The following is a 9967-nucleotide window of genomic DNA, read 5'->3' as shown; positions in this document are numbered from 1 at the left end:
TGGATCACACCGTGGAGACCTTCTTCCCGGTGGTCCCGGGCTGGGATATCGCCGGCGTGGTCGAGCGGGCCGGGCCCCCCCCCCCCCCCCCCCCCCCCGCCGCCGGGTCGGGCGCTGAGCGCCCTCCCCAGCCTGGACCGAGGCGGGAGAGGAGTGCGGCAATTGGCGCTTGTCCAGGGTCGGGATCTTGGTCGCGTATGTCTTGACCGCTGGTCGGAGATGCGTTCCGTGCCTCCGGCTGCTCAGCCGCGCCTGGTCGAGCCGACGGTCTCCGGGATGGCGGGTTTGGTGGGGGACGTGTCCGGAAGGGACGGCTCGGGGCCGGAGGGGTCCGGCATGCTGGGAACGTGACGCCGGTGCCCGGAGAGACCCAGGAAACGCGGGACCAGCAGCCCAAGGCACTGGAGCCCGCGCCGGGTGGCGTGTGGCGCGGCCATATGCCGCATCGGGCCTGGCTGGTGGCCGCGGTGACGTTCGTCGCGCTGGTCGGCGCCGCGGGCTTCCGGGCGGTGCCCAGCGTCTTCATCCTTCCGCTGCAGGACGAGTTCGGCTGGTCGCGGGCGACCATCTCGTCGGCCGTGTCGGTCAACCTCGTGCTGTACGGCCTGACCGCTCCGTTCGCCGCCGCGCTGATGGAGCGGTTCGGGATCCGGCGCGTCGTGTCGGTCGCGCTGCTGCTCGTCGCCACCGGCAGCGGGCTGACGGTGTTCATGACGTCCACCTGGCAGCTGATCGCCTGCTGGGGCGTGCTGGTCGGGCTCGGTACCGGCTCGATGGCGCTCGTGTTCGCCGCGACCGTGGCCGGCCGCTGGTTCGAGCGGCGGCGCGGCCTCGTCGTCGGCGTGCTCACGGCGGGTGGCGCGACCGGTCAGCTGATCTTCCTGCCTGGCCTGGCGGCGCTGGTCGACCGGTATGGCTGGCGGACGGCCGCGCTGGTGGTGACGGTGGCCGCCGCCGCCGTCGTGCCGCTCGTGCTGGTCGGCATCCGGGACTATCCCGGCGACGTCGGCGTTCGGCCCTACGGCGCCAGGCCGGACCCGGACGGCACCCAGCTGGCCGCCGTCCGGCCGCCGGACGGCGCACGTGAGGCCTCGGCCGCCGCGGCGGCGGGCGCGGCGGTGTCCGGGCTCGTCGGGGTGCTGCGCGACCGGGCGTTCTGGGCACTCGCCGGCGGATTCTTCATCTGCGGCCTCAGTACCAACGGGCTGGTGGGCACCCACTTCGTCCCGGCGGCGCACGACCACGGGCTGCCCGAGGTCACGGCGGCCAGCCTGCTCGCCGTCGTCGGCGTGTTCGACATCGTCGGGACGGTCGCCTCGGGCTGGCTCACCGACCGCTTCGACAGCCGCCACCTGCTCGTCATGTACTACGCGCTGCGTGGCTGTGGGCTCGCCGGGCTCCCGTTGCTGCTCTCGTCCCGGCTGCACCCGAGCATGATCGCCTTCGTCGTCGTCTACGGGCTGGACTGGGTGGCGACGGTGCCGCCGACGATCTCGCTGTGCCGGTCGGCGTTCGGGGAGCGGGCGCCGGTGGTGTTCGGCTGGGTGTTCGCGTCCCACCAGCTCGGCGCCGCGGTCGCGGCCATCGCGGCCGGTTGGGTGCGCGGCGCCACCGGTACCTACACCGCGGCCTGGTACGGCGCGGCGTTCCTCTGCCTGCTGGCGGCCTTCCTGTCGGCCACCGTCCCCAACTCCCGCTCGACCGCCACCCCTGGCCGCCGGCGCGGGCGCCGGATCGCCGTCGACGCGCCCCTGCCCGCCCCCGGCACCTAGCTGAGCGGCCTGGTGGAGCAGGTGTCGGTGTGCGGCTGCACCCGGTGGGCAGGTAGTCCTTGGTTCGCCCCGATCCGGGCCGGTTGTCGGCTTGCGGTGGGGCGCGATCTGTGGGAGATCCGGAGCGGACCGGGCCGGAGTGCTAGCTTGTCGGGCGAGACGGGCGGCGCGACGGTGGGCCGGTCGGTGGGGTGATGCCAGGAGGCTGACCGCGCCACGACGGCGCGTCGCAGCCGGACGGGAGTGCCCATGCGGCTGTTGATCGTGGAGGACGACGACCGGGTCGCCGCGGCCCTGTCCGGCGTGCTGGGCCGCCACGGCTTCGACATCGTGCGAGCCAGGACGGCCGCCCGCGCGCTGGACCTGATGCACACCCGGCCTGACCTGGTGCTGCTCGACCTGGGCCTGCCCGACCGGGACGGCTTCGAGGTGTGCAGCCGGATCCGCAAGGTCTCCAACACTCCGGTGATCATGGTGACGGCCCGCTCCGACCTGTCGGCGCGCATCCACGGCCTCTACCTCGGGGCCGACGACTACATCGTCAAGCCCTACGACCTGCGCGAGCTGATCGCCCGCATCCACGCGGTCGTCCGCCGCTCCCGGCCCGACCCGCTCGCCGCCGCCGACGGGGAGGCCGGCTCGCCGGCGGCCGGGGGGGGCCGGGCCGACGGGCTCGCGGGAGACGGCGCGGGCGACGTCCCCGGCGCCGCGGCGGTCGGCCGGGTGGTCGAGACCCGTGGCCTGCGTATCCACCTCGACGGCCGCGAGGTGACGGCGAGCGACGGGCGGGTGCTCGCACTGACCCGCAAGGAGTTCGACCTGCTCGCCGAGCTGGCCCGCGCGCCGGGCGTCGTGTTCCGGCGAGAGCAGCTGATCAGCGAGGTGTGGGGCTCGTCGGTGCAGTCGGCCTCGCGCACCCTGGAGGTGCACGTCGCGTCGCTGCGGGCGAAGCTCGGCGATCCGTTCGTCGTCCAGACGGTGCGCGGGGTCGGGTATCGGCTCTCGGCGGCGGGAGCTCCCGCGCCACCGATCTCCGGTCTCGGCGGCGACGGCGCTGTGGCGGACGACGACGGCGTGGACGCGAGCGTGACCGAGCTCGCCACCGCGGCGAAACGACGACGGCGAGCCTGAGCGAGCGGTGCGTGCCCGGCTGCTCGTGATCCTCCTGGCGCTGATGGCGACGGCGTTGGTCGTGCTCGGCGTGCCACTCGCGCGCAGCATGGCCGAGGGCCTGCAGCAGGAGATGTTCTTCGACCGGCTCGGTGACACGAGCCGGTTCGCCGGCCTGGCCGGCCAGAACCCCGGTCCGGACGGCAACCGGACACTGACCGACGAGCTGGTGCGCTACGACCAGGTGTACGGCATTACGGCGGTCGTCTACGGCCGCGACTCCTCCGTCCGGGCCGCGTCCCGCCAGACCGTCCCGGCCACCGACCCGCGGGTGCGCCAGCAGCTGAACGCGGCGCTGCGCGGGCGCGGCGGCGAGGATCCCGCGCAGATCTGGCCCTGGCAGGAACGGCCGCTCGTGATCGCCGAGCCGGTGCTGTCCGGCGGCGACGTGATCGGTGCCGCGCTGACCGTCTCGCCGACCGGCCGGCTGCGCGGCGAGGAGCTGCAGCGGTGGCTGCTGCTCGGGCTGGGGGAGCTGGCGGCGCTGCTGGTGTGCGTCGCGGTCGCGCTGCGGCTGACCCGCTGGGTGCTGGCACCGATCAACAGCCTGGACGCGGTGACGCACGCCATCGCGACGGGCCAGCTCTCGACCCGCGTGTCCGAACGGGTCGGACCGCCGGAGCTGCGCCGGCTGGCGACGGCGTTCAACGAGATGGCCGACCACGTCCAGGAGGTGATCTCCCAGCAGCGGGCGTTCGTCGCGGACGCGTCCCACCAGCTGCGCAACCCGCTGTCCGCGCTGCTGCTGCGGATCGAGAATATCGGCCTGGGCCTGCCAGCCGAATGGCTCGACGAGCTGGAGGAGACCCGGACGGAGGGCCGGCGCCTGACCGAGGTGCTGGACGAGCTGCTCGCGCTGGCCCAGGCCGAGCACGCGGCGGCCCGCCCGGCGGCGTTCGACGTCGTCGCGATGACCAGGGAGCGGCTCGCCGCCTGGCGGCTGGTCGCGGCGACCCGGCAGATCGCGCTCGCCCAGGCGGGGCTGTCCGAGGCGATGGGCTACGCCGACCGGACGGCGCTCGGCAGCGCGCTGGACGCCGTCGTCGACAACGCGATCAAGTTCTCGCCGACGGCGTCCACCGTCGAGGTGGCCGTCACGCGGGCCGCCGACGCGATCCGGATCGTGGTCCGCGACCAGGGTCCCGGCGTCGCGGAGGATGAGCTGCCCGTCGTCGGCCGCCGGTTCTGGCGTAGTCCCCGCAACGTGAACGTCGGTGGCTCCGGCCTGGGTCTCAGCATCGCCAGCACACTGCTGGGCGCCTCCGGGGGTGCCCTCTCGGTGGCCCTCGCCGAGCCCACCGGCCTCGCGGTGACGCTGAGCGTGCCGCGGCGCCCGGCCGCCGACCTCGCCGCGCCAACCCAGCCGGCCAAGGTCCCGGCTTCCTGAGTCGACCTCCTGGGCCGGTCTTCTGGGCGGTCGCCGGCCCGGGCGAGACAGATCGCCCACCCGGCAAACCTGGACAGCGGGTATGGTCGGGCGGTCATGCGGCGGTTGCGACGCCCGAGCCCGGGCGGCTGGTGGTCGCGCCGCCGTCTGCTTGTCGGCCTGTCCGCTGCCCTCGTGGTGATCGTCGCCGCCACCCTCGGGTCCGTGGCCGTGACCCGCAACGGCCAGCAGCGCCAGTACCGTCACGGCACGATCGTCATCCTGACCGGCGCGACCAAGGGCATCTACTACTCCTACGGTGTCGCGCTCGCTGCCGCGATCAACCGCCGGCTCGACGGCGTCGAGGCCGAGGCGATGGCGACCACCGCCTCCGTCGACAATGTCCGGCAGGCCGCGTTGTCACCCAACGTGTTCGCCTTCACGGCGGCCGACGCGGCCTCCGCCGCGGTCGCCGGGCGTGCCCCGTTCGACCGGCCCGAGCCGATCCGGGCGCTGGCCCGGATCTACGACGACTACATGCACCTGGTCGTGCGCGCCGACGGCCCGATCCACACCCTCGCCGACCTGCGGGGCCGGCGCGTGTCCATCGGCTCCGACGGCTCGGGGACCGAGCTGATCTCCGAGCGGATGCTCTCCGTCGCGGGCATCTCGGAGAAGTCGATGGCCGTCAGCCGGCTCGGTATCAACGAGTCGGTGGCCGCGCTGGAGAACGGGGACCTCGACGCGTTCTTCTGGTCGGGCGGCCTGCCGACCGGCGGGATCACCGACCTGGCCGACGCCACCTCGATCCGCCTGGTCTCGCTCGGCGCGCTGGCCGCGCAGCTGCATGCCCGGTCCGACCCCGCCTACCGCCCCGGCACCATCCTCGCCGACACCTACCGGCTGGCCGGGCCGCCGACCGACACGACCACCGTCGCCGTCCCCGACCTGCTCGTCACCAGGGCCGACACCGACCCGGGCCTCGTCGAGGAGGTCACCCGCGTCCTGTTCGACGCCCGGGCCGAGATCGCCGCGCAGATCCCGGTCGCCAACTCGCTGGACCGCCGCAGCGCCATCGCGACCTTCCCGATCCCGCTGGCCGAGGGCGCCCTGCGGTACTACCGCTCCACCAAGACCTGAGCCACGCCGGCCCGCGCCTCACGAGGCCGAGCGGCCCAGGCCGCCAGCGGGCAGAACCGGCGGCGCGGTGTCGGCCTCCGGGGCCTCGCGGGCCGGGACGCGGGCGACCGCATGGCGGACCAGCAGCGCGACCGAGGCGGTGGCCGCCATCGTCGCGGCCATCGTCAGCGTGGTCACCCCGCCCAGGGAGACCAGCGGACCGATCAGGCCGCCGAGGCCGAACTGGGACAGGCCAAGCAGGCCGGACACCGCGCCGGCCCTGGCGCCGTGCTTCTCCATCGCGAGCGCGGTCGTGTTCGGCATGATCATCGACACCGAGGCGACGGTGATCCCTAGCAGTGCCAGCAACACGGCCAGGGGCAGCCGCAGCGAGGCCGCGAGCGCCATCGCCCAGGTGCTGGCAACCGAGATCGCCAGCCCGATCGAGAGCATCCGGCCCGGCCCCAGCCGGCCGACCAGCAGCATGTTCAGCCGGCTCGCGGCCGCGAGCCCGAGCGCATTGGCCGCGAAGACGAACGAGAACCCCTGCGGCGACAGTCCGTGCCCGTTCTGCATCACGAACGGGCCCATCGAGATGTAGGTGAACAGCATGCCGCCGCCGAGGCCGAGCACTGCCGCGTAACCGACCGCCCGCCGGTCGCGCAGCACGGTCAGCAGCTGGCCGGCGGTGGCGCGGGCCCCGCCGTGCACCCGGCGCGCGGGCGGCAGCGTCTCGGAGATCCCCAGCGCCGCGGCAGCGAGCAGGGCGCAGCCGATGAGCGTCAACGCGAGGAAGAGCCCCCGCCACGACGTCACGTGCATCAGCTGCCCCCCGAGCAGCGGCGCGAGCACCGGCGCCATCGCCATGACCAGCAGCAGCAGCGAGAACACCCGGGCCGCGGCCGCGGTGTCGAACAGGTCCCGTACGACGGCCCGGGCCACCACGACACCCGCGCCGCCGGCCAGCCCCTGCACCAGCCGCAGCCCGGCCAGGGTTCCGACATCCGGCGCGAACGCGCACGCGACCGACATCACGGCCCAACAGGCGACGCCGGCCAGCAGCGGCCGGCGCCGCCCGAACGCGTCGCTGACCGGGCCGGCGACCAGCTGCCCGACGGCGAGCCCGACCATGCAGGACGTCATCGTCAGCTGGCCGAGTGACGCACTGACGCCCAGGTCACGGGTCAGGGCGGGCAGCGCCGGCAGGTACAGGTCCATCGACAGCGGCCCGAACGCGGTCAGCGCGCCGAGGATGACCAGGGTGCGCAGCGCAACGGTACGGTCGGCCATTCTGGGCACCCTTCGGCGCGGCTGGAACGGTTGGGCGTCTCAGCCTCACCCGCCCCGCGCGTCCCCGCGACCCGTTGGACGCCACCACCGGCCGGGTCAGCCGATCGCGCCGCCAGCGGCGCGGCGCAGCGAGCGGTACATGAGCTGGCGGTCACCGAGCCGGCGGCGCAGCGCTCGTTCGAGGCCGGCGATGGGGTAGAGGTTCTGCGGGGCTCGGCCGTCCTTGAACTCGTGCGAGGCGAAGCGCGGCAGCACGACCTGGCTGAGGTCGGCCAGCCCGATCGCGTCGGCCGCGGGCAGGCTCGCCGGGCACTCGATCCGGGCGACGCCGGCCCAGGGCGCCCCGGGGCGGCTGGGCAGCCGTAGGTACCAGGTGAAACGGTCCCAGTTCGTGCCCATCATGAAGACCGGGGTGCGTTCGCCCGGCTGGAGCCGGCCGACGACCTCGTGCTGGGGCGGTTCGAGGTACCGCGAGTGGTGGGTCTTGATGAAGCCGAGCGTGCGGGGCATGTGTGTCCGGCCCCGCAGCGGCCCGTCGACGATGAGCAGGGCGCTGCGATCGGGGGCGGCGCCGCCGGGTTGGTCCGTCGGGTGCTCGGCGAGTCGCTGCCGGGGCCACGGCCCAGTCGGCCCGGCCGCGAACGGGTCGCCCGGCACCGGTTGGGCCTCAGCGTCGGAAGGCCACGCGGGCCCGTCGGCGAACGAGTCATCCGGCGCTGATCCGGCGACGCCGTCCGGCCCGGGCCAGACCTGTCCGTCGGCGCCCGGGACCGTGGCATGGCCATGGCGCGCGCCGGCGGCGATGGAGATCTCCAAGGTCGTCATGGCCTGTTGGATGGCGAGGTTCAGGCCGTTGGGGCCGTCGTCGGTGACCGGCCTGACCCGGTAGGTGCCGGCCAGGGTCGTGATATCACCGGCATGGCGCGCCGGGGTGAACAGGCCGCGTTCCACCCGCGCGGTCAGCAGATGAGCCCCGAGCGCGCAGCTGCACACGACCCCGCTGGCGAACGACGCGCAGACGGCCGGCGCGGCCGACGTCGCCCGGGTGTCGGCCGGTGCCAGGTCATCGATCCAGCCACGGGCGTCCTCCCGGCGGACCCCGTCGACGAAGAGCACCGCGTCCGGTGCCGCGACGAGGCGGCCCCGGGCCGCCGGCAGCGGCACCGGCCGCCAGGCGGACGGAGCCTCCTCGACCCCGGCCTCGATCTTCGCCGTCGACTCCTTGAAGCCGTCGTCGGCGACCGAGGTGCCGTAGCTCGGGTCCCACGGGTCGATGCTGAACCGCATCCCACCCGTGGCCGCGACCGCCCCGAGGGTGCTCATGCTGTCTCCCGGATGACGGTGGACGTGCGTTCGTCGCGGCTCACGGCGAACCGGACGGGGACCCGTTCGGCCAGCGCCTGGACGTGCGTGACGATCCCGACCATCCGGCCACCGCCGACACCGCTGCCGCCCGCGAGGTTCTCCAGCGTGCTCGCGACGGTGTCGAGGGTCGCGTCGTCGAGGGTGCCGAAGCCCTCGTCCAGGAAGATCGAGTCGAGCCGGGCGGCGCCGGTCGCGGCCATCGTCGTGAGCTGCGCGGACAGCGCCAGCGCGAGCGCGAGGCTTGCCTGGAAGGTCTCGCCGCCGGAAAGCGTGCGAACCGGGCGCTGGGAGTCGGCGTCGGCGTGGTCGATGACGATGAAGTCCCCGTCGTCGTGGGTGAGCTCGAACTGGCCGTTGGACAGCTCCAGCAGCGTCCGCGACGCGTCCTCGACCAGTAGATCGAGCGCGGCGGCCACCAGCCAGCGCTGGAAGCGATCCGAACGCAGCAGCACGCCGAGCTGGTGGGCGACCTGTTCGGCCTCGCGGGTCCTCGTGAGCTCGGCGTGTACCCCGGCCGCCTCGGCGCGTCGCTCGGCGACCCGGTCCCGCTGCGCTCGGGCCCGTTCGAGCGCCGCCGAAGCGGCCCGTGCCGCCGTTTCGGTGACGAGGCCGCCTGTCGGGATGTCGTGCGCGGTGAGCAGGTCGACGAGCGCCTGGGCCGTCTCGTCCCTGACCTGCCCGGCCTGGGTGACGGCGTCACCCAGGGCCGGAAGCCGGCCGTCCCGGGTGGTCGCCTCGGTGGCCGCCCAGCGGGTGAGACTCGTCCAGTCGGCCAGCAGATCCTGGCCGCCGAGCGCCGGTGCGCCGAGCGCGACCACGGTGTCCCGAGTGCTGGCGAGCGCCGACTGGGCGGCGCGCAGCGCGTCCTGGGCGGCGCGTAGCGCGGCGTCGGCGGCGTCCGCCTCGGCCCGGGCGGCTCGCAGGCCCTCGTCAGCGGCCTTGGCGTTCGCGGCGAGCCGGTCCAGCTCGGTGAGGGTCGCCACCACGTCCGCGGCCGAAGGCAGGCCGGCGAGGGATTCGCGCAGCTGGGTGACCCGGGTGCTCAGCGATTCCAGCCGGCTCGCGGCGGTGCGCTCGTCGTGCAGGGCCGCCACCTGGTCGCGTTCCGCCCGCTCCGCGGTGCTCGCGGCCTGGGCGTGGGCGACGGTGGTGGCGCTCAGCGTGTCGCGGGCGACGGCGTCTCGGGCCGCCGCGGCGCCCAGCTCCGCGGATCGTCGCCCGGCGAGCTCGCCGGCCCAGCCGACTAGCCGGGCCCAGCTCGCGGCCAGGTCGACGCCGAGGCCGTCCCCGCCTTCGGCCACGTCGCCGTCGACCAGGCCTGGCGCCCCCAGGCCGACCAGCGGGTCGCGGGCCTCGGCCAGCTGGGCGCGAGCCCGGGAGCCGGCCGTCACCAGCGTGGCCGCGGCGCGGTCGGCGGCGTCCGCGTCGACTCGGGTGGCGGCCAGCTCGCGCGCCGCCCTGGCCGCGGCCTGCTCGCACCGGGTGAGCTCGGCGAGGTTCGCGACAACACCGGCGGCGTCCTGGGCCGCGAGCGAGCGGCGCAGCTCGTCGGCCCGGTCCATCAGGTTCCGCTGGCGCAGCCGGGTCTCGTACTCGGCGCGGCCCGCGTCCGCGGACCGCCGCTCCCGCGCGTCGAGGTCCTTGGCCGCGCGGTCCAGGGCGGTCCGCGCGGCGGCGAGCGCCACCGGATGGCCGGCGGCCGCTGGCAGCGTGGCGACCGCCTGCTCGCACACCGGGCAGGGCTCACCCTCTACGAGGTGGGGACGCAGCGCGGCCGCCAGATCGGCGGTCTGCGCCTGCTCCAGCGCGGCCGCCGCCGCCGCGCGGGCGTGTCGGGCCCCCCCCCCCCCCCCCCCCCCCCCCGGCCCCCCCCCCCCCGGCGGGG

The 9967-nt window shown here is 75.0% G+C and carries 7 protein-coding genes; 4 read left to right on the top strand and 3 right to left on the bottom strand.

Features of this window, described 5'->3' with window-relative positions; translation table 11 throughout:
* Positions 1-437 precede the first annotated feature (437 nt).
* The 4 genes from I6A60_RS39510 to I6A60_RS39495 all read left to right on the top strand — a co-directional run bounded on the left by I6A60_RS39510 (position 438) and on the right by I6A60_RS39495 (position 5448).
* Entirely contained in the window at positions 438-1772 is a 1335-nt protein-coding gene (locus I6A60_RS39510; RefSeq protein ID WP_238437199.1) for an MFS transporter, read from the top strand.
* A 249-nt stretch (positions 1773-2021) separates the two neighbouring features.
* On the top strand, positions 2022-2903 hold the full coding sequence (locus I6A60_RS39505) for a response regulator transcription factor (protein WP_203021040.1): 882 nt from the start codon (positions 2022-2024) through the stop codon (positions 2901-2903).
* Between the two features lie 7 nt (positions 2904-2910).
* Positions 2911-4329, top strand: coding sequence for a HAMP domain-containing sensor histidine kinase (locus tag I6A60_RS39500; RefSeq protein WP_203021042.1), 1419 nt, complete (start codon positions 2911-2913; stop codon positions 4327-4329).
* Between the two features lie 96 nt (positions 4330-4425).
* Positions 4426-5448 carry a TAXI family TRAP transporter solute-binding subunit gene (locus I6A60_RS39495; protein ID WP_203021044.1) on the top strand — a complete coding sequence of 341 codons (1023 nt, stop codon included), beginning with the start codon at positions 4426-4428 and terminating at the stop codon, positions 5446-5448.
* Between the two features lie 18 nt (positions 5449-5466).
* Here I6A60_RS39495 and I6A60_RS39490 read toward each other — a convergent pair whose 3' ends face one another.
* From I6A60_RS39490 to I6A60_RS39480, 3 genes are all read right to left on the bottom strand, one after another.
* Positions 5467-6717 carry a multidrug effflux MFS transporter gene (locus I6A60_RS39490; RefSeq protein WP_203021046.1) on the bottom strand — a complete coding sequence of 417 codons (1251 nt, stop codon included), beginning with the start codon at positions 6715-6717 and terminating at the stop codon, positions 5467-5469.
* A gap of 96 nt (positions 6718-6813) precedes the next feature.
* Entirely contained in the window at positions 6814-8040 is a 1227-nt protein-coding gene (locus I6A60_RS39485; RefSeq protein WP_203021048.1) for a hypothetical protein, read from the bottom strand.
* The coding region (locus tag I6A60_RS39480; protein WP_305038822.1) for an SbcC/MukB-like Walker B domain-containing protein at positions 8037-9967 on the bottom strand (1931 nt) is incomplete at its 5' end. The genes I6A60_RS39480 and I6A60_RS39485, both read right to left, overlap by 4 nt.

The organism is Frankia sp. AgB1.9 (genome assembly GCF_016786355.1).
Lineage (GTDB): Bacteria > Actinomycetota > Actinomycetes > Frankiales > Frankiaceae > Pseudofrankia.
This window is presented reverse-complemented; position numbering and strand designations above follow the sequence as displayed.